The 20163-nt window shown below is 46.2% G+C and carries 22 protein-coding genes, 4 tRNA genes and 1 riboswitch; of the genes, 10 read left to right on the forward strand and 16 right to left on the reverse strand.

Annotated features, from left to right (window positions below):
• Positions 1–37: 37 nt before the first annotated feature.
• Positions 38–700 carry an elongation factor P hydroxylase gene (locus OC23_RS04835; RefSeq protein ID WP_038343181.1) on the reverse strand — a complete coding sequence of 221 codons (663 nt, stop codon included), beginning with the start codon at positions 698–700 and terminating at the stop codon, positions 38–40.
• Between the two features lie 96 nt (positions 701–796).
• On the opposite strand from OC23_RS04835, the gene OC23_RS04840 reads away from it, so the two are divergent.
• The 6 genes from OC23_RS04840 (at position 797) to lysM (ending at position 4537) form a co-directional block, all read left to right on the forward strand.
• Entirely contained in the window at positions 797–1357 is a 561-nt protein-coding gene (locus OC23_RS04840; RefSeq protein ID WP_038343182.1) for a YceD family protein, read from the forward strand.
• Positions 1358–1431: 74 nt separating this feature from the next.
• A complete protein-coding gene (gene rpmF, locus OC23_RS04845) occupies positions 1432–1617 on the forward strand; it encodes a 50S ribosomal protein L32 (protein ID WP_004638135.1) in 186 nt (61 codons plus the stop codon).
• Between the two features lie 197 nt (positions 1618–1814).
• Positions 1815–2801, forward strand: a complete 987-nt coding sequence (gene fabD, locus OC23_RS04850; protein WP_038343184.1) for an ACP S-malonyltransferase — start codon at positions 1815–1817, stop codon at positions 2799–2801.
• Positions 2798–3532, forward strand: coding sequence for a 3-oxoacyl-ACP reductase FabG (gene fabG / locus OC23_RS04855; protein WP_038343185.1), 735 nt, complete (start codon positions 2798–2800; stop codon positions 3530–3532). The genes fabD and fabG overlap by 4 nt, the downstream gene beginning before the upstream one ends.
• A gap of 86 nt (positions 3533–3618) precedes the next feature.
• Positions 3619–3855, forward strand: a complete 237-nt coding sequence (gene acpP, locus OC23_RS04860) for an acyl carrier protein (protein ID WP_004655272.1) — start codon at positions 3619–3621, stop codon at positions 3853–3855.
• Positions 3856–4063: 208 nt separating this feature from the next.
• A complete protein-coding gene (gene lysM / locus OC23_RS04865) occupies positions 4064–4537 on the forward strand; it encodes a peptidoglycan-binding protein LysM (RefSeq protein WP_004770891.1) in 474 nt (157 codons plus the stop codon).
• Between the two features lie 78 nt (positions 4538–4615).
• Here lysM and OC23_RS04870 read toward each other — a convergent pair whose 3' ends face one another.
• Positions 4616–5383: a hydroxymethylpyrimidine/phosphomethylpyrimidine kinase gene (locus tag OC23_RS04870; protein WP_038343188.1), complete on the reverse strand. Its 768-nt coding sequence runs from the start codon at positions 5381–5383 to the stop codon at positions 4616–4618.
• Positions 5384–5476: 93 nt separating this feature from the next.
• Here OC23_RS04870 and OC23_RS04875 point away from each other — a divergent pair, with 93 nt between their 5' ends.
• Positions 5477–6151, forward strand: a complete 675-nt coding sequence (locus OC23_RS04875; RefSeq protein WP_038343190.1) for an HAD-IA family hydrolase — start codon at positions 5477–5479, stop codon at positions 6149–6151.
• Between the two features lie 47 nt (positions 6152–6198).
• Here the strand turns inward: OC23_RS04875 and ribB are convergent, their stop codons facing one another.
• Positions 6199–6858 carry a 3,4-dihydroxy-2-butanone-4-phosphate synthase gene (gene ribB, locus OC23_RS04880; protein ID WP_038343192.1) on the reverse strand — a complete coding sequence of 220 codons (660 nt, stop codon included), beginning with the start codon at positions 6856–6858 and terminating at the stop codon, positions 6199–6201.
• A 96-nt stretch (positions 6859–6954) separates the two neighbouring features.
• Positions 6955–7112: riboswitch (FMN riboswitch) on the reverse strand.
• Between the two features lie 184 nt (positions 7113–7296).
• On the opposite strand from ribB, the gene OC23_RS04885 reads away from it, so the two are divergent.
• Positions 7297–7512: a hypothetical protein gene (locus OC23_RS04885; RefSeq protein WP_038343193.1), complete on the forward strand. Its 216-nt coding sequence runs from the start codon at positions 7297–7299 to the stop codon at positions 7510–7512.
• Between the two features lie 12 nt (positions 7513–7524).
• Complete coding sequence (locus tag OC23_RS04890; protein WP_038343194.1) at positions 7525–8727, forward strand: hypothetical protein; 1203 nt, start codon at positions 7525–7527, stop codon at positions 8725–8727.
• Here the strand turns inward: OC23_RS04890 and OC23_RS04895 are convergent.
• From OC23_RS04895 to OC23_RS04950, 12 genes are all read right to left on the reverse strand, one after another.
• Positions 8718–10508: a patatin-like phospholipase family protein gene (locus OC23_RS04895; protein ID WP_038343195.1), complete on the reverse strand. Its 1791-nt coding sequence runs from the start codon at positions 10506–10508 to the stop codon at positions 8718–8720. The genes OC23_RS04890 and OC23_RS04895 overlap by 10 nt on opposite strands.
• A gap of 191 nt (positions 10509–10699) precedes the next feature.
• Positions 10700–11080, reverse strand: coding sequence for an aspartate 1-decarboxylase (gene panD / locus OC23_RS04900; protein ID WP_038343197.1), 381 nt, complete (start codon positions 11078–11080; stop codon positions 10700–10702).
• A gap of 139 nt (positions 11081–11219) precedes the next feature.
• The gene (gene pth / locus OC23_RS04905) at positions 11220–11801 is read right to left on the reverse strand and encodes an aminoacyl-tRNA hydrolase (protein WP_038343199.1); all 582 of its coding nucleotides are present in this window, start codon (positions 11799–11801) and stop codon (positions 11220–11222) included.
• Positions 11802–11820: 19 nt separating this feature from the next.
• Complete coding sequence (rplY, locus tag OC23_RS04910; protein ID WP_005229026.1) at positions 11821–12117, reverse strand: 50S ribosomal protein L25; 297 nt, start codon at positions 12115–12117, stop codon at positions 11821–11823.
• Between the two features lie 98 nt (positions 12118–12215).
• Positions 12216–13169: a ribose-phosphate pyrophosphokinase gene (locus OC23_RS04915; RefSeq protein WP_038343200.1), complete on the reverse strand. Its 954-nt coding sequence runs from the start codon at positions 13167–13169 to the stop codon at positions 12216–12218.
• 100 nt (positions 13170–13269) lie between these two features.
• Positions 13270–13344 (reverse strand) — tRNA-Gln (locus OC23_RS04920).
• 85 nt (positions 13345–13429) lie between these two features.
• A tRNA-Gln gene (locus OC23_RS04925) sits at positions 13430–13504 on the reverse strand.
• 18 nt (positions 13505–13522) lie between these two features.
• Positions 13523–13597 (reverse strand) — tRNA-Gln (locus OC23_RS04930).
• Between the two features lie 27 nt (positions 13598–13624).
• Positions 13625–13699: transfer RNA gene (locus tag OC23_RS04935), tRNA-Gln, on the reverse strand.
• A complete protein-coding gene (gene ispE, locus OC23_RS04940) occupies positions 13698–14531 on the reverse strand; it encodes a 4-(cytidine 5'-diphospho)-2-C-methyl-D-erythritol kinase (protein ID WP_038343201.1) in 834 nt (277 codons plus the stop codon). Before ispE ends, OC23_RS04935 begins: the two co-directional genes overlap by 2 nt.
• 18 nt (positions 14532–14549) lie before the next feature.
• On the reverse strand, positions 14550–15131 hold the full coding sequence (lolB, locus tag OC23_RS04945; RefSeq protein ID WP_038343202.1) for a lipoprotein insertase outer membrane protein LolB: 582 nt from the start codon (positions 15129–15131) through the stop codon (positions 14550–14552).
• A 4-nt stretch (positions 15132–15135) separates the two neighbouring features.
• A complete protein-coding gene (locus OC23_RS04950; protein WP_038343203.1) occupies positions 15136–16854 on the reverse strand; it encodes a tetratricopeptide repeat protein in 1719 nt (572 codons plus the stop codon).
• Between the two features lie 79 nt (positions 16855–16933).
• Here OC23_RS04950 and hemA point away from each other — a divergent pair, with 79 nt between their 5' ends.
• Positions 16934–18217 (forward strand): glutamyl-tRNA reductase, encoded by a 1284-nt coding sequence (gene hemA, locus OC23_RS04955; protein ID WP_038343204.1) that lies wholly within the window; start codon positions 16934–16936, stop codon positions 18215–18217.
• A gap of 10 nt (positions 18218–18227) precedes the next feature.
• Here hemA and OC23_RS04960 read toward each other — a convergent pair whose 3' ends face one another.
• Positions 18228–20111, reverse strand: coding sequence for a DNA primase (locus OC23_RS04960; RefSeq protein ID WP_038343205.1), 1884 nt, complete (start codon positions 20109–20111; stop codon positions 18228–18230).
• Positions 20112–20163: the final 52 nt, after the last annotated feature.

Here is a 20163-nt window from a genome sequence, read left to right on the forward strand (position 1 = left end):
GTCAAGTTGCAAGCACTGCATGTGATATTTTTGTCCCTTAATCAAGGTCTTCACGTTTAAATTCGTCCAGCTGTAAGGGCTGGCCGTGACGTGTGCAGATACAGATATAGTCAATGAAAAGCGCTGCATCACGTGGCAATCTGGCTTCACCGGAAAAATAACGTTGGACCTGGGCAAAGACATTGTCCTTAAACTGCTGGCCATTTCCGCCTTCGCCAGTCAGGTTGTCCAGTGAAACACGGAACTTGCGTCCGAAAGCCGTAGCAAATAACCATTCAATTGCCTGTGGCTTGATCTCAACCTGTTCAAACAGGGATTGCTGTTCTGCGCTGCGGCCATCAGGGGCATACCAGTAACCCAGATCAGGTTGCTGGCGACGCTGTTCACCGGCGATGCTCCAGTGGCTAATTTCATGCAGTGCGCTATTGAAGAAACCGTGGGCAAACTGGATACGGGCAGGCTGTTGTGCTGAGGCCGGGAAATATTCTGGTTCAAAATCACCTTTAACAAGTATGACATTATGGTGGGAAAACCAGTGATTAAAGTGTAAAATAAGCCAATCGACCTGTTCTGGTTCCGAAGTTAACTTTTGCCAAGATGAACGTTGCACTTGATCTGGCGCTAACACGGGAACAGAGGTTGAATGGGTGCTAACAAGTGATGAAGTTGTTACTTCAAGTTGCGGCTGCAACAGGTGCATTGCTTAATTTACCCCGAGTTCTGTCTAAAGAAGTACAAAATTGTATCTTAATCTTTGACAGAGTACCGATGAATTTGTAGAATTGCCGCCTTAATTATGTCAGCAAATACCTTTCCGGCACAGATTGAGCCGTTTAAATGGGCTGAACAAGGCTTTACATGGTCAGGTACACTGCCATTGTCTCGCTTTGCTCGTATTGCCCGTGAAGCTGTTGGATCAATTAATGATCAATTGATCAACATAGACTGTAAGCTATCAATGGATGCCTATCATCGCATTGTATGGCTAGATGGACATATTGAAACAAAGGTACCAATGGAATGCCAGCGCTGTCTGGATACCGTTGAAACCGAACTTGTTTCAGATTTTCATTTAGCCTTGATCGATGATGAGTCACTGATAGAGCGCTTGGATGAGGATGCTGATTTCATCGTTCTAGGTGAAAGCGAGTCTTCGAAAAAAGGTGATTTTGATACACCTGCTTCGATTGATTTGCTCGCACTACTAGAAGATGAACTGTTATTGTTGATGCCTTTATCTCCCAAGCATGATGTTTGTGAGCATAAGCATCGACCTGCCATTCAGGACGTTGTCGAAGAGAAACGGGATAACCCGTTTGATGTTTTGGCAAGTTTGAAGGGTAAACTTAACTCATAATTTGTGATATAATGTTGAGTTAAGACAACTGAATTTGTTCTGATCCATTTTTTCGATCTTTGTAAGGAGCCATCATGGCCGTTCAGCAAAACCGTAAAAGTCGCTCTCGCCGTGACATGCGCCGTTCACATGACGCTTTAACCGAGAATGCATTATCTGTAGACCAAACTACTGGTGAAACTCATCGTCGTCACCACGTGACTAAAGACGGTATTTACCGTGGTCGTCAATTATTCGCTAAAGCAGCTGATGCTGAATAATTGAACCATATGCATTAAGCGTTAGCTTAAAGTATAGAAAAAATGGGAGCGAAAGCTCCCTTTTTTGTTGTTTTTCGCAATTAAAAAACGATTTAATCAATGGTAAATTGCCGCATCGGAAAAGAGTCTGTGGTCATTCTCATGTAAAATCATGCGTGTTGATCAAATTGGCGATAGACCATTTTAAGGATTTTTATATGTCGACTAAACGACTTGAGCAGGCTGCTCAAGCAACAAAAACAGCTTTTGTTTTTCCAGGTCAGGGCTCACAGAAAGCGGGTATGCTGGCTGAACTTGCAGAGCAGTTTAGTGTCGTTCAAGATACATTTGCAGAAGCATCGGCAGCACTGGGTTTTGATCTTTGGCATATTGCCCAAAGCGGTGAAGGTTTAGACCAGACTGAAAATACCCAACCGGTATTATTGACTGCCAGCATTGCGTTGTGGCGTGTATGGCTGGAACTGGGCGGAATTGCACCTAAATACCTGGCAGGTCACTCTTTAGGGGAATACAGTGCGCTTGTTGCTGCAAATGCGATGACGCTGGCAGATGCAGTCAAGCTGGTTCATTTACGTGGCAAGCTGATGCAGAGCGCTGTTCCGCAAGGTGAAGGCGCGATGGCCGCCATTCTTGGGCTGGCAGATGAAAAAGTGGTTGAGCTGTGTGAACAGGCATCAGCGGCTGGAGCAGGCTCGGTTGAAGCTGCAAACTATAATGCCCAGGGGCAGGTCGTGATTGCCGGCAGTGCAGCACTGGTTCAGCAGGTGATGGCAGCGGCAAAGGAACAATCTGGTAAAGCCATTGCATTACCTGTCTCTGTACCGTCGCACTGCTCATTAATGAAGCCGGCCGCAGAGAAGTTTGCTGAAGCTTTGGAACAAACTGCCATTGAGCTACCATGCCTTCCTGTAATACAAAATGTCAACGCGGAAATCGCGACAGATGTTGCCCAGTTACGTCAGGCATTAACAGCCCAGTTGTACCAGTCGGTTCAATGGACACGTACCATGCAATATCTGCAAGATCAGGGAATCCAGTACATGGTTGAATGTGGACCGGGGACTGTACTCAGCAATCTTGCCAAGCGATTACCGAACATAGAAAAAGCATTTGCCATTGATAGCAAAGCACGTATGGAAGATGCCCTGAACGCAGTTTTAGTGGCAGAAGGAAAAATTGCATGACACAACAACGAAAAGTTGCGTTAGTGACAGGAGCGAGCCGTGGTATTGGCGCAGCGATTGCACAGCAACTCATTCAAGACGGTTTTTTTGTGGTGGGTACCGCAACTTCTGAGTCAGGCGCGCAAAAGCTGACAGAAAGCTTTGCTGAACAAGGTGCAGGTGCTGTACTTGATGTTCGTGATGGCGCTGCGATTGACGCACTGGTTTCCGATATCGAGCAAAAATATGGTTCGGTACTGGTATTGGTCAACAATGCCGGCATTACCAAAGACAACCTGCTGCTCCGTATGTCGGAAGATGACTGGGACGACATTCTCAATATTCATCTGAAAGCCGTTTACCGTCTCTCTAAGCGTGTCTTGAAAGGCATGACCAAAGCGCGTTTTGGCCGCATTATCAATATCAGTTCAGTGGTTGCCCATTTTGCCAACCCTGGACAGGCGAACTACTCGGCAGCAAAAGCAGGCATTGAAGCATTCAGCCGTAGCCTGGCCAAAGAGATGGGGAGCCGTCAGATTACAGTGAACAGTGTAGCCCCAGGCTTTATTGCCACTGAAATGACTGAACAGTTAAGCGAAGAGATTCGTAAAAAAATGACTGATCAAGTTGCTTTAAATCGTTTAGGTGAACCTCAAGATATTGCGGATGCGGTGAGTTTTCTTGCCAGCGATAAGGCGAGTTACATTACTGGTACAGTTTTACACGTAAATGGTGGTCTATACATGGCTTAACTGGCGATGTATAAACTTTTAAAAATTTTTATATTCAATTAAACTAGTGGCAAATTAAAACGCCACAAGCAATGAGGAGAATTCCTGTGAGCGATATCGAACAACGCATCAAACAAGCAGTAGCTGAACAATTAGGTATGCGTGCTGAAGAGATTAAAAACGAAGCATCTTTCATGGATGACTTAGGTGCTGACTCTTTGGATCTGGTTGAACTTGTAATGTCTTTCGAAAACGATTTCGACATCACGATTCCAGATGAAGATTCAAATGAAATCACAACAGTTCAGTCTGCAATCGATTACGTAACCAAGAAACTTGGTTAATTATCTTGCATGATAAAAAAGCCACCGTCAGGTGGCTTTTTTATGGTTACAGGAAACATAAAAATAACACGAACTACTGGAGTTTTCGCCTATATACATATATTTACAAGACATCCTTAAATTGAAACTTGTGTCGCTTTTTTTTTCTGTATAACTAAAGTAAGTCTATTTTGACGATGCGTGATTAATAATTACAGAGGTAATAACAATGGGTCTTTTTGATTTTGTTAAAGGTATCGGTAAAAAAAATACAGCACCGGCAGAACCGCAAGCTGCACCGGCAACACCAGCTGAACCGTCAGCTCAAGAGATTGCCAATAAATTATTAGGTTTGATTAAAAGTTTAGGGTTAGGGGTTGAAGGTTTGTCGGTGACTTATAACGGTACGACAGATACGGCAACCATTAAAGGTCAGGTCAAGAGCCAGGCAGATAAAGAAAAGATTGTATTGGCTGTCGGAAATATTGATCATGTTGCGCAAGTAGATGATCAAATGACGGTAGAAGCACCTGAACCTGAAAGTAAATTCTATACAGTGAAATCGGGCGATAACCTGTCGAAGATTTCAAAAGAATATTATGGTGATCCAAACCAGTACAACAAGATTTTTGAAGCAAACCGTCCACTCCTTAAAAATGCTGATGACATTTTCCCGGGTCAGGTATTGCGTATTCCACAATAATCCCTGTATCTAAAAAAGGCGCGAAATGCGCCTTTTTTATTGCTACTTAGCTCATAAGCCCATCGACTGATACGGTATTTAAAAGCGTTTTGGAATCTTTTGCCCATCCGGTACTGGGGTTTCGGCCTGTTTAAGTACGCCAAATAGCCAGGTTTCGGCATGCTGGACGGCAATTTTCAATGTATCCCCGAGTGCCAGTCGACCCGCAATGAAGCTGGCCAGAGAACAACCTGAGCCATGATATTGTCCTTCCAGACGCGGGCAACGGCTTTCGGCTATCATTTTTCCATCTGCATACAGCACATTACGGATATGATCTGGTGTATCTTCATGACCCCCTTTGACTAAAATGGCTTTGGCACCCATTTCAAACAGTTTTTGCGTGGCTTGTTCAATATCTTCCAGACCTGTTAACGCTCTTAATTCAACCGTATTGGGGGTGATGACTGTCGCTAAGGGAATCAATTCAACAAAGGCTTGCACTAGTGTGGCCTGATCGCCCAGTGAGCCGCCACTATTGGCGACCAGTACAGGGTCAAGCACATACAGATAATCGGGATGGGCGCGTAAGAATTCGGCCAGTGCTGCAATATTATCGGTGGTGCCCAGCATGCCGGACTTTACACATTTAATTGGCAAATCTCCGACCACGGCATTGGCCTGAGCCAGCAAGAGTTCTCTGGAAGTGGCTTCAAAGCCAAATACCTGTTGAGAGTTTTGAATGGTCAAAGCGGTACAGGCAATGGCTGCATGTGCGCCACTTTGTCCAATGGCTTCAATATCTGCCTGTAAGCCAGCCCCGCCAGAGGGATCTAAACCTGAAAAACAAAGCACGGTCGGACGCACTGCAATTTCCTTTTAGAGTTCAATATACGGTAGTATAGGGAAGTTTCGAGAAACTCTCGACTGTGTTGTGTAAGGCTGTAAGAGATTGAACGAATGACGATCAAAAATATTCTAATCGATTTGGACGGGACTTTAACTGATCCCAAAACAGGCATTCATGGTTCAATTCGTTATGCTTTGACAAAGTTAGGCCGTCCTTTGGCTGAGGATGTTGATCTGGACTGGACCATCGGGCCACCATTGAAAGCTTCTCTGGCAAAATTGCTCGATACGCAAGATGATGAGCTGGCCGAGCAGGCATTACTGGCTTACCGTGAGCGTTTTTCAGTGACGGGCTTATTTGAAAATGAAGTTTATCCGTCAGTTGCAGAGACCTTGCAGCAATTACAGGCTGAGGGTTATCGACTATTTCTTGCTACCGCCAAGCCAGTGGTTTTTGCCAAACAAATTCTGGCTCATTTCAAACTCGATTCGTATTTTACCGCCATCTATGGCAGTGAGCTGACTGGCGAGCGAACCAATAAAGCGGACTTGATTGCTTATATCCTGGAGCAGGAACATCTTGATGCCCAGCAATGTATCATGGTGGGGGATCGTCAATATGACATTATGGGCGCACGCGCCAACGGGATTGAAACCATTGCGGTCAATTATGGTTATGGCCGGGCAGAAGAACTGGCTCAGGCACAGCCCGTGACGCAGATTTCTCAATTTAGCCAGCTGATTGAAACGGTGGCTGAGCTGGATGCAGAACGGAAAGTGTCTTAAAAACCAAGTCATAAAAAGCCTCGAAATATCGAGGCTTTTTATTTTAATTAAATATGATGTTTGAGACGGTATTGCACCAGTTCTTCAATGCTGATCACGGTCAGGCCATGGGTTTGTGCATAAGCCAATACCTGAATACCTGACGCCATTGAACCATCAGGATTGGTCAATTCACATAATACGCCAGAGGGTTTTAAACCAGCCAGACGGGCCAGATCAATCGTACCTTCGGTATGACCACGACGGGTCAGAACCCCCCCTTCACGGGCACGTAGCGGAAAAACATGGCCCGGACGGTTCAGGTCGCTGGCCACAGCACCTTCTTTGGTGGCTGCCAAAACTGTAGTCACACGGTCTTTGGCTGATACGCCAGTGGTCACACCCTGGGCTGCTTCAATCGTGACGGTAAACGCGGTTTTAAACTGGCTGGAATTATCCACCACCATCGGTGGAAGTTCTAAATGATCTGCCAGTGCTTCGGTCAGACATAGACATACAATACCGGAACCATCTCGAATCATTTGTGCCATGGTTTCGACCGTCAAGGTCTCGGCAGCAATAATCAGGTCGGCTTCATTTTCGCGGTCAAAATCATCCATTACCAGCACAGGCTTGCCTTGGCGGATATCTTCTAAAGCTTGTTGAATACGTTGTTCAGCGGGGGAGAGGGCTGAAAAGAACAGTTCGGATTGAATTAAACTTGACATAATGAAACGCTCTCGTAAATAGGATACGGTTGAACATTTCAGGACTGATGTAAAAATAAGCGCACACCAAAACAACGCGCAAGCGTGTTTTTGTGGTTTCGTCTTCTTTCATCCGGACTATACCGTCGGCTTTAGCATCTCACCAAATCTGCGAGTATATATCAATATATACAGGCTCGTGGGCTGGTCAGGTCATTTAAATGTGATGCCTGACTTACCACCGGTGGGGAATTTCACCCCGCCCTGAAGCGATGTCTTCGATTATAGCCAGATTTTTAAATGAAAAGGGAACTTTTTATAGAATGTATCGTTCTATAAAAAACAGGAAGGCCGTTGCCTCAAGAAGACGTTTTGCACCTTGTCGCTGAAGCTGGTAATCCATTTGAATTGGGCATAGACTAAAAAGATACAACAACAATAATGTGGAGCACGCCTGATATGGACAAGCATTATCCTGCTGAACTGGAACAATTGGCACAACAATTACATCGGCCTGTGATGAGCCTGAAAGCGTTTTCGCAGCTGTCTAAACAGGATTTGGCCTGGTTAAATCAGCAATTAGAAAAAACCATTCAAATTGAAGAACAAAAACTGAAACAGGGGCTTTATCAGACTCCCTTTTTTTTGCGCTGGTTAATCAGAACCCGGGCCTGATGGGGAAATCGGATGGCACGACTTGCCGTACAGGCCGAAATTATTAAACTTGCGCGTATTTTGCATGTACCCGAGCAACAGCTGGCTTTTATGCATTTTCTGGAACCTGAAAGTTTAAGGCAGTTTCGTTTTGCGATTCTGGAGCGTTTGCAAAACCAGCAGAAAAAACGCTTTCGTTCTCTGGCTGTCTGGGTGAGCTGGCTGCCACGCTGGATCAGTGTGTTCTGGGTAAAGCATTTTTTAGATCCTTTTATTGTTGCGCAAATTGCAGTCTATCTCTCAACCGAGAGTTCATACCGCATAGCCCGGCATTTACCTGCCAAAACCATTGCAGCCATTGCCGTGCATCTTGACCCACGACTGGCCAGAGAGCTGTTGGGTTACCTCACTACACACCAGATTACAGATATTAGCCGGGTTCTGCTGCAACAGCGTGATTTTGTCACTATGGGGCGTTTTGTCAGTATGCTGTCCGACACGGTTTTACAAGATGTTGCACTGATTGTGGAAAATGAAAGTGACCTGTTGGAAATTGCTTTTTATATTGAATCCAGAGAACAGATTGATCATCTGGTACATGTCTTGCCAAGGCCGCGAATCGAAAAGGCATTGCTAATTATTGGTGACCCAGAACAAAGGCAGATGTGGCCAAAAGTTCTGGCGCTGATGAGCTATATCAGCTATGGATTGAAGCAAGAGCTGGGAGATCTGGCAGTTCAGCAGGGTGAACCGGTGATCAATGCGATTATTCAGGCCACTCAGGAAGACCAGTTATGGGAAGATATGCTGCCTGTGGTGGCTTGCCTGTCAGCACAGGCACAGAATTTTGTTGCCAATTTGCCGGCTTTAAGACGTGTAGAGATTATCCGGAGTATTGTCGAGGCTGCTGATCGTTGTGACTTATGGGCAGATATGCTGGTGATAGTCAATTATATGCAGGATGAAGCAAGAGATGTGGTTGCAGCAGCAATTGCCCAAATTGATGAGCATGTATTACATCATATTGCTTATGCTTCGTTATTGCGTTCCCAGTGGGAAGTCACCTTTGACATTATGCGGCGTATGCCTGCAGGGAAACAGCAGCAATGTCACCGGATACTGGATAGCTATATGCAGCAGCTAGATCCGGAAACCTATCAATATCTTGATGCCTTGCTGGAGCGGTACCAGATTCAGTCATCATTTACTGGCAGGGAGAGTCAAGGTCAGGAATAGGGAAGGGTGTCCCGAACAGGCATGAGCATTTCGAGTGCATGCTCATACCCCCGTTCGACCAGTTCGTCCAGTTTATGCCAGTCAAACATGCCAATACCCTCAATCGGCATACGGATATGCAAATTGGCCCGTTCAATCGCTGCACTTTGAATCATGGTATCGCTGGCAAGGGTTGCCGTGCGCATCAGGATCTCGGCCAATCTTGGTGCATGTAACAGTTTATCCTTGATCAGCTTGTTCCAGTTGAGCAGGGCACTCTGATCTGGCTCCTCCAGGCCAATTCCGGGTACCCGGATATCATCATGCAAACTGACATTGCTAGCGATAATGGTACCTCGTTCCAGATTCTGCATGACATCGGTGGGCAGGTTATTAATCACACCTCCGTCACAGAGCAGGTTTTCATGCCAGGCTACGGGCGGGGCAACGCCTGGCACACTCATGCTGGTGCCGACCCAGGTGGCGAGTTCCCCCTGATCATGAATGACGGCCTGTCCAGTGGTCAGATTGGTAGAGATGCAGTAATAGGTCTGTCGTAACTCTTCAATCCGGCGCTGCCCAAAAATGGCATGCAGACGGCTATGGAAGCGTTGTCCACGAATCAGTGAAACCCGTGGCATGGTGTAATCGTTGAGATAATTGCGCGCCACAAAAGTTTCATAGGCGATATGGGTCATTTCTACGCTGTCAAAACCACAGGCCACCAGTGCGGCAACAAAAGCCCCCATACTGGTGCCTCCGACAATGTCGATGGGAATCTGTAACTGTTCCAGTGCGCGAATCAGGCCAATATGTGCAAAGCCCCGTGCCCCGCCACCGCCAAGAACCAAGCCAACCCCCTGACTGGAAATCTGGCGTGCCACTGCACAGATATCGGCTTGGGCCCATGGATGAATAAAATAATGGGCGCGGGCCTGATACAGCTGCTTCCAGAGCAGGGTATGGGGCGAAGGATCACCCTCGGAGCGAAGTAACACCAGTTCAATCGGGCTTTGCCAGTCATGCCGGTTGAGAGCATGCGAGAGAGGGGTCTGGGTCGGTATCTGGCTGGCTTCTGCCAGAATCAGAATCCGGTCTGCCTGATGCAGGCAACGTTTGGCCCATTCATCTTCGCTATTATCTGCCGCATACAGCACATAGCAATGTTTTTCTTCAAGGCTGGCAAGCCATTGCCGCAGCTTGATATCATCCATGCCATAGTCCAGCGGGGTCTGGCTAAACCCGCTACCAAATAACGCATCGACATGGGCTGCCGTGACCAGACGTACCTGTGGCCAGCGTTGCAGGTGTTCTGTCAGCTTTTCTGCCAGGTGGATGGCTGGAATATGAAGAGAGACCGGAATGACGGAAAGGGTCCGGCTATGTCCCATGGCATGGAGGTGCTGTTGTTCCGGTTGAGAGCGGTTAATGATGAGTCGTGATAAGGCAAAAAGCACTTTAGGGTGTTGATGGATAAAATCTAAAAATGGCTGACGTGGTATGCCCAATAAGGCCGTGTCCCGCACAGCATTGACTGTACAGTGATGAGGCTGGTTGGAAATGACGCCGGTTTCCCCCACAATTTCATGACGGCCATAATAGGTGACCGAGCCTTCAGGTGTGGTGAGTTTGACCCGGCCATAGGCCACAATATACACATGATCGGCAATATCATGCGTGCAATAGAGCTGTTGTCCTGTTTGTAGATGGCGTATATGACAAGACGATCCCAGTGTCTCAAGCGCGGACGGATCTAACTCGGCAAAAAGAGCACTTTTGCTCAAAATGTTCACAATATCCATATAATTCAAATTATGCTTGTTTTCTATTTATTGAATAAATTATGGGGGCTTTTTACAAGCCGGGTTGCGTAAAAGCGGCAGTTGTTTTGACGTGTTTTTGTATGTGCAGAAGGGCGGGTTGAGCTGGAGCAATAAAAAAGCCATGAGCTGCATCTGAAGTATCTCATGGCTTTTTAGGAATCTTTTATGCTTTATGCAATTTGTACCGGAATACAGTTTGCTGTGTGATTCACGGTATTGTCCGGATTTGCATAAACCAGACGTGGTTTATGCAGATTGGCTTCGGCTTCTGTAAAGTCACCAAAAGTCGCAATAATCACCAAATCACCCACATCAGCCTGATGGGCTGCGCCACCATTGACCGAGATAATGCCTGAATCGTCTTCACCACGGATTGCATAAGTGGTGAAACGTTTGCCATTCGTGACGTTCCATACGTGGATTTCTTCGTATTCACGAATCCCTGCCAAGTCCATCAATACGCCATCAATTGCACACGAACCTTCATAATGAAGCTCGGCATGCGTCACAACTGCACGGTGAATTTTACATTTTAATAAACGAGATAGCATGGCTAGCGTCTCCTGAGTAAGACCTAAGATCAATATCTTATGGTTGACTTGTCACGTTTTCCGCGGGCTATGGGCGGTTCGATGCGCATTTTGCGCCTAAAAAAGCAATATGGCAAGCGTGATTGATCAACAATCCGGTTTAAGCGGGTTTATAAGCATTAATTTGATTCATTGCCTGTGACACTTGTCCATCAACAAGCATGTTCACTTTGGATAAGGCATGATCAATGGCTGCGTCCATTAGCGCTTGTTCACTGCTAGGAGCCTTGCCGAGCACATGACCAGAAACACGTTCTTTTGACCCGGGATGTCCAATACCGATGCGCAGGCGATGGAAATTAGCACCCAGATGAGGGACGATGTCACGAAGACCATTATGTCCGCCGTGTCCGCCGCCTGTTTTTAGACGGATAACGCCAGGGTTCATATCCAGTTCATCATGGGCAATTAGCATTGCTTCAGGTGCAATCTGGTAAAATTTGGCGAAAGGGGCAACACTTTGACCAGAACGGTTCATGAAAGTGGTAGGAAGTAATAAACGGACGTCATGACCTTCAATCTGGCCACGACCGCTGTATCCATGAAATTTTGGATCAGCTTTTAAAGAAATGCCATAACGGTCTGCAAGCTGTTCTACGAACCAGAACCCTGCATTATGGCGGGTTTGGGCATATTCCTTTCCGGGATTGCCCAAACCAACAATTAGCGAAATATTTGACACTAATTTACGCCTTTAACACTTACGCGCGTTTGAAGTCAGCGTGCATAGGTGTGTTTTTTGCTGGGTGACGTTGTAACGCTTGGATTTTAACGTTTTCAACTTTGTCACCGATTTTGATTTCGATTACTTCTTCGAAGAAAGCGTTGTTTTCTAAAGCTTTAACGATTTCACGAAGCTCTAAAGTAATTGCTACAGGCTCAGCGCTACCACCGTAGATGATTGCTGGAATTTGTGAAGCGTGACGAAGGCGGCGGCTCGAACCTTTCCCTTGTTGTGCGACTTCACGTGCTTGAGCGTTTAATACGAAGTTTGCCATGGGCATATCCTCATTGGAGTTTAAGTAACTAAACTTGCGACCAGTTTAGTGATAGAAAAACCCTAGCGAGCTAGGGTTTAAGAAAAAAAGCTGGGCTATTATAGATAACTATCGAACATAGCGCTAATAGATTCTTCGTTATTGATACGACGAATTGTTTCAGCAACCATGCTGGCAACAGAAACCTGGCGAATTTTGCCTAGGCTCATTGCATCATCTGAAAGTGGAATCGTGTCAGTAACAACGAGTTCATCAATTACAGAGTTACGAAGGTTATCAATGGCTTTGCCTGATAAAACAGGGTGGGTCGCATAAGCTACCACACGGCGGGCACCGAACTGTTTCAATGCGTCCGCAGCTTTGCAAAGCGTACCTGCTGTATCGACCATGTCATCAACAATGACACAGTCACGATCTTTTACATCACCAATCAAATGCATCACTTGTGATTCATTTGCTTTTTGGCGGCGTTTATCGATGATGGCCAAATCGATATCACCCATTTGCTTGGCAACAGCACGGGCACGAACAACACCACCTACGTCAGGTGAAACCACTACCAGGTTGTGGTGCTGTTGTTGACGTAAGTCAGCCAGTAACGCTGGCGTACCGTAAATGTTGTCAACCGGAATATCGAAGAAACCTTGAATTTGGTCTGCGTGTAAGTCAATCATGACCACACGGTCAATACCAACAGTGGTCAGCATATCTGCAACAACTTTTGCAGTAATCGGCACACGCGCAGAACGTGGACGACGATCCTGACGTGCATAACCGAAGTAAGGAATCACTGCGGTGATACGACCAGCACTTGCACGACGCAAAGCATCAGCCATTACCAGGATTTCCATCAGGTTATCATTGGTAGGGGCGCAAGTAGATTGAACGATAAAAACGTCTTTACCACGAACATTTTCAGTAATTTCAACTGAAATTTCACCGTCAGAAAACTTGCTTACAGAAGCAGCACCGAGCGGAATATGTAAATGGCTTACGACTTTTTGGGCGAACTGTGGATGAGCACTTCCACTGAAAACGACAAGATTGGGCATGAAGCACCTGAGCGAGGGTTAAGCGAAGCCAAGCTTCGACCGAGCGCAAGGGAAAAATTTTTAATTTTTCCAACGGGTAATTTGGAAACAATATATTATATGGCAGGGGCGGCTGGATTCGAACCAACGGATGGCGAGATCAAAACCCGCTGCCTTACCACTTGGCGACGCCCCTAATGCGGCAGAACTTTAATCTTTTTATAAGATAATGTCAATATACTTGAGCAAATATCAATAAAAAACAAGTCTGTCTAAAGAAATGGCAGGGGCGGCTGGATTCGAACCAACGGATGGCGAGATCAAAACCCGCTGCCTTACCACTTGGCGACGCCCCTAGATTTGATGTTATGTAATGGCAGGGGCGGCTGGATTCGAACCAACGGATGGCGAGATCAAAACCCGCTGCCTTACCACTTGGCGACGCCCCTATTACATCTACATCTACAGGTGAAAACTGGCAGGGGCGGCTGGATTCGAACCAACGGATGGCGAGATCAAAACCCGCTGCCTTACCACTTGGCGACGCCCCTAGCGTGTAACTGCAAAATGTCTTAAAGGTGATTCTGCCAAACTGTTAACCAAGTAAGCTTTACAAGGCGAGTTCTGCAAAATGTACGCTATATCCATTTCACTGGTTACTTCGATAAAAACACAGGCACCTGTACCTGTAAGCTTTGCCAGACCAAACTGATCCAGATATTGCATTGCTTCTTCTACTTCAGGGTATAACTGTCGAGCCAGAGGTTCAAAGTTATTTCCAAAATTAGAAGGTTCCATCTGATAGGCGCAAAATGTAGTGGTCTTAGAATCTCTTGTCAATGTTTTTTGCGAAAAAAGCTGTTGAGTGCTGATAAAACAGTCAGGTTTCAAGATTATGAATTTTTTTTGAGCTAAGTCTATGAATGATAAATGTTCACCGATGCCTTCGGCCCATGCATTGCGGCCAAAAACAAAGATCGGCACATCTGCCCCGAGTTGCACGCCATAATCGGCAAGTTGCTGTTCATTGAGGTCACATTGCCATAGCTGATTTAACACGATCAGTGTTGTTGCAGCATTGGATGAACCGCCCCCAAGACCGGCTCCCATCGGAATATTTTTTTCAATCCGGATATTCAGCCCGCACGGTTTTTTGGCATGCGGACGTAACAGCTGGGCAGCCCGGTAGATTAGATTCTGTTCAAGCTGTACTTCTGCCAGTCCTTCAATCTGAATATGTTCCTCTGCATGCGGTTCAAAAGTCATCCAGTCATATAAATCAATCAGCTGAAAAATGGTTTGTAATTCATGGTAACCATTGTCACGACGACCAGTAATATGCAGAAATAAATTCAGCTTGGCTGGGGAAGGCACTCTAATCATAAAAAATAATCTAAAAAATTATCGGTTTTGAATCACCATTGTAATACGGTTTTCTTTGCCGTCGGCAAGCGCTTGCGTCAATAACAGTTTATTTGGCAGGGTTTGGGCATCGTGATAACTGAAATTCACGGTCCAGCCATCTTCAACCAGCTGTTTCAGACGATTTTGCTCATCTTTGCTGCTTTGGGCATTTGGTGTCGCCGGTTTGGCTTGAATCCAGTAGGCAAGATGCATAATCGGCGCCTGCCAACCAGTGGCTTTTTCAAGGAGTTCTTCAGGCGTAGAGGCTGTAATCAGGCCGGTTTTGGCACTGTTCAAGCTGACCTGTCCCGGTTTTCCTTCAATCTGGGTTTTGCCGACCCCCAGAATGCCGGTCAGTTCAATATCAAACTGGTCCTGTTGCTGTACCCAGGTAAAAAATGCACTGCCTGACTGCTGCGGGGTACGTACGCCGATTTTACCTTGCAGGTTAAAATTATTTTCGTCCTGTACTTGTGGAGAGGCAATCACTTTATTCGGCTGGCTCAGACTTTGACAGCCGGTTAAAAACAAAATGCTACTGCTACACACGGCGAAGCATAATTTTGAAAACACACGCATGGATTTAACTCTTTTTTACAGTGATGGGTAAGATTAAGCTATCAAGTTGCTGTAATTGTGGGGCATTGGCATGTTTTTGTTTCAATTGCTGTAACACCTCGCTAAATTGCGTGAGTGCACCTTGCATATACAATGCCTTGGCATAGCGGATGCCGATATTGATATTCTGGCTGATGGAATAAGCCTGACCTAACACTTTGGCAGCAGTATCAAAATCGTTTTGCAAGAAAGCGATGTAGCCCAGTGTATCCAGGATAGAGGCCTGTTCTGGTGCAAAATCCAGCGCCAGCTCTGCATATCGGCGGGCTTCTTTCAGGCGACGGTTTTGCAAGGCCAGGGTATAGGCGTAGGCATTCAGGTAGGTCGGACTGTTCGGTTCGATACTCAAGAGCTGCTTTAGGGTCTTGTCTAATTTGTCCCGGTCTGTATATGGATCAAGTAACAGGACTTCGGCATAGATCAGTTCCGGATCATCCGGCAAATTCTTGATTGCTTCATCCAGCAGGGCTAAAGCCGCTTTCTTGTTATCCATCTTCTTCAAGATGTCGGCCTGAGCCTGATACAAGAAACTGGCATGCTGTGGATAGTTGACACGTTCCTGCGTCAGGAAGCGTAGGGCATCATTAAGCTGGTCCTGTTTTTCGAAAATCGCAATCATGTTACGACGCGATACGATGTAAAGACTGCCATCAACCAGACGGTAATAAGCCTTGGCGGTTTCATAATGCTGTTTGCGCTGCGCATTGATCGCCAGATAGTAATATGCCTCGTTTTGATATTTGGCCGAAGAACGTAACTCCACCAGATATTGCTCGGCTTTTTCATACTGTTTTAAATCAATACTGGTCAGACCGGCAATAAACAGGGCTTCTTCAGCTTGCGGATGATCTTTAATGATGTCTTCAAGTTTGTCTAAAGCGACTTGCTGCTGATTGATCTGGATGTAGTAGCGTGCTTCTGCCAGACGGATGTCAATATTGTTTTTATTCTTCCTGCTGGCCTTGGCAAACCATTTTTGTGTTTCTTCATCATTTTGCAGGGCCATGAGCAGGTTGGCTTTCATTAAAATGAAACTGGTGGTTTTCGAGCGTTTTCTTAAAGCCCGGTTAATATTGCCGAGAGCCTGCTCGTATAGGCCATCCTGGGCTTCCAGACCTGCAATCAGGGCCAGAATGGAAGGGTTGTTACGTTCTTCACTGGCACGCAGGGCGTTTAACAGGACTTCACGGTCTTGTGCCTGTTCCGGTGCGATACCGGCCAGAATCTCTTCCAGATCTGCAGTCGGATCAATATATAGGATTTTATCTAGCGTTTTGGCCGCAAGTTCGTATTCATGGGTTTTCAGGGCAATATGCGATAAATAAAATAATGCCGGTACGTCTTTGGGTTCCTGTTCAACCCAGTGCGTGGCAATATTTAAAGCCGATTGTAAGTCGTTATATTCTAAGGCAACATCCAGGGCGCGTTGCTTGATTGTGGTTGAGTTGCTACGAATTGCAAGCACCGTATAATTATGCAGTGCTGTTGCAATATCGTCATAAGCAAGCGAGAATTCAGCAATCATGCTTTGTTTTAAAGCATTTTCAAAGCTCTTGTCTGCATACATGTCGTGTATTGCTTGTGCAGAGACATAAGAGCTCATGCTACCTAACAACAAGATTGTGGTAGAATACCGTCTAATCGTCTTGCCGCTGAAAAGGGTACGGCGATATAGCTGACGCAATTTTTATTGATCCAAAGTAATGCTTTTTATGACACCGATGTTGCACAATAACATAAATTTAGCGAAATGATGATCTGATATGTCTTTCTTTGCATTGGGTGTCAACCATCAAACAGCTTCTGTTGAACTTCGTGAACAAATTGCTTTCAATGCAGAGCGATTAGCTGCGCTATTGCTTGAACAAAACCAGGATTCATCGCTGAATGATCTGGTGGTGGTATCAACCTGCAACCGTACCGAAGTGTATGCCATGACAGAAGATGCGGATAGCGTCCTGAACTGGCTGGCCCAAGTGAATAATATTGATGTAAAACAGTTAATTCATCATGTTTATCGTTACGAGAATGCCCAGGCTGTTACACATTTGATGCGCGTTGCCAGTGGTCTGGACTCGCTGATGCTGGGCGAGCCACAGATTTTAGGGCAGGTAAAAAGTGCCTTGGCACTGTCAAAGGAAGCAGACACGGTATCACCAGAACTGAACAGTGTGTTTGAGTATGCCTTTTATGCCGCCAAACGGGTCCGGTCTGAAACTTCAGTCGGAAGTCACGCAGTTTCAATGGGTTATGCTGTTGCTCAACTGGCATTGCAAGTGTTTAGCCGTCCTGAAAAACTGACTGTAATGGTTGTGGCTGCCGGAGAAATGAATAGTCTGGTGGCCAAGCATCTGGCTGAAATGGGCGTGGCCAGAATCCTGATCTGTAACCGGAGCCGTGAACGTGCAGAGTTGCTGGCACGGGAGATTGCACATCAGGTCGAGGTAGAAATTATTCCTTTTGCTGCACTTTCAGAAAATCTGTATCGGGCAGATGTCATCTCAAGCTGTACAGGTAGTTTGCATCAAGTGATTGAGTATTCAGATGTCAAGGCCGCCTTGAAAAAGCGCCGTTATCAACAGATGCTGATGGTCGATCTGGCGGTGCCGCGTGATATTGATCCGAAAGTCGAGTCTCTGGACAACGTTTATCTGTACGGAGTCGATGACCTGCAAAGCGTGATTGATGAAAATCTGGCGCAGCGCCGTCAGGCCGCGGTGGAAGCCGAGATCATGGTGAATCAGTTGGCCACCCAGTTGATGACCCAGCAAAAAGTGAAAGAGGCCAGTGGTACCATTCAGGCTTATCGTCAGCATAGTGAAGAAATCAGCCAGAAAGAACTGGCCCATGCCTTAGAGTCGTTACAGCATGGCCATGCTGCAGAGCAGGTATTACAGGAGTTTGCGCATCGCTTAACACAGAAGCTGATGCATCCGACTTCAATTTTATTAAGAGAAGCCGCCAAAGCTGAAAATCCGGACTACTTTGAATGGTTACAGCAGCATCTGCAAGATGTATTCGAGCATGAACGCAAGCCAAGACAGTAAGGCAGAGTAGTTAGGACAGTAAACGCAAGCTTATCTGTTTGGTCAGTTCGTTCAGCTGTTGTCGCAGATTGCGTGACTCAACCAAGGAAATCGGCGATTTAAGCTTTAAGCGCAGATATTTTTCTTGTAGGCCCAAGGCATATTCCTTGGCAAGTTTATCTGCTATTTCCGGAGCCTGGGTAAGGGTCTGGATGTTAGTACGCTGCATGATATCGGCCAGTTCATGGCTATAGCTGCTGCATGCCCCCAGCACATAATAGGTTGCCAGTTCCTGATCATCCGGCAAATCATCAAATACAATATTCAAGGCAGCCAGAATTTTTGCCAGCAGTTCATTCTGGTCAATGACGGCACGCAACTCTTCAAAATGGATGTACAAGAAGGGGTGGTGCATCAAAATCGCCACGGCAAAATCTTCATCCTTGGTCTGGATGTTAAAGGATAACGATGCATCATGACTGATTTGTGGCGTGTATTTTTTGCCTAAGCCCAGTTTTTCCCGAAATGACTGGGTCAGCAGATAGCGAAATGAACCATGTTTTGGTAAGAGCTCTGTCAATTCACGTAACTCACCCATTACCAGGCTTTTACCTTCAGGCGAGCTGATGTCATGCTGGCCGGTTAAATGGGCAAATACAAAGTCGGATAACAGCGGTGCCTGTTGCAGCAGCTTCTGGAAATTTTCCAGACCTTCACGGCGAATCAGCGAGTCAGGATCATGCTCGTTGGGCAAAACAAAGAATTTTAATTCACGGCCATCGTTTAGCAGTGGCAGTGCGATTTCCAGCGTGCGTCGTGCGGCTTTCTGGCCTGCGGCATCCCCATCAAAGGCAATGGTGATACGGGAATTTTGCTTAAACAATGTGGTGAGGTGCTCTGCATTGCTGGCGGTTCCCAGTGTGGCAACAGCACCATTGATGCCATATTGCTGTAATGCAATCACATCCATATAACCTTCAACCATTAGCCAGTCATTGGCTTTGAGTTTACGGCCTTCATAGAGACCATAGAGCAGCTGGTTTTTATGGAACACTTCCGAATCGGGGGAGTTGATGTATTTAGGTTTAATCTCGTCATTGAGTGCACGGCCACCAAAACCGACCACACGGCCTTTATGATCACGAATCGGGAAAATCACCCGTTCACGTAACAAGTCAAAATCCCGGCCGCTGTCACTGGAGCGGATCAGGCCGAGCTGTTTCAAGCCCTCGATATCTTGCGGGAAGGCTTTTTCAAGATGTTGCCAGTCTTCAGGTGCATAGCCTAAACGCCAGAATTGGATGGTCTGGGCCGAGAGACCACGTTGTCTGAAATAGTGTTGTGCTTTTTGACTATTTGGTAACTGGCGTTCATAAAACTGCGCCACATTCTCCAGCAGGTCATACAGGTTACCTTCCTGTACCTGTTCATCCATATTAAATGCAGGATCAAACTGGGCAAACGGGTCATCCATCACCCGGTCCAGATCGACAAAATGCCCATCGATAAATTCGTCAACTGCGGGTGCGAGCGCCGGATTGTCTGGCGCAGCTTTTACCGGTTGGGCTACAGCGGCCTGTTGTGGACTGCGTTTATACGACAGCTTCTTGTTGTCATGATTATCTTTCGGAAGCTCGACACCGGTCTTGCTCGACAGCTCTTTCATGACATCAATGAAATTGCGGCCATCAATATCCATCAAAAAGCGGATGGCATTCCCATTGGCCTGACAGCCGAAACAGTGGAAATACTGCTTGTCACGGTAGACGTGGAAAGAGGGCGATTTTTCCTGATGAAATGGGCAACAGCCTGAATAGGTACGTCCTGTCTTTTTTAACTTCACACGTTGACCGATCAAGTCGACAATGTCGGTCCGATCCAGAATCTGATCAATCGTATGTTGTGGAATTGCCATGTGCGTTTAACCATTTCAGACAGGGAATAAAACATCATTGCACTGCAAAAAT

The sequence above is a fragment of the Acinetobacter sp. A47 genome (genome assembly GCF_000805455.1).
GTDB lineage: Bacteria > Pseudomonadota > Gammaproteobacteria > Pseudomonadales > Moraxellaceae > Acinetobacter.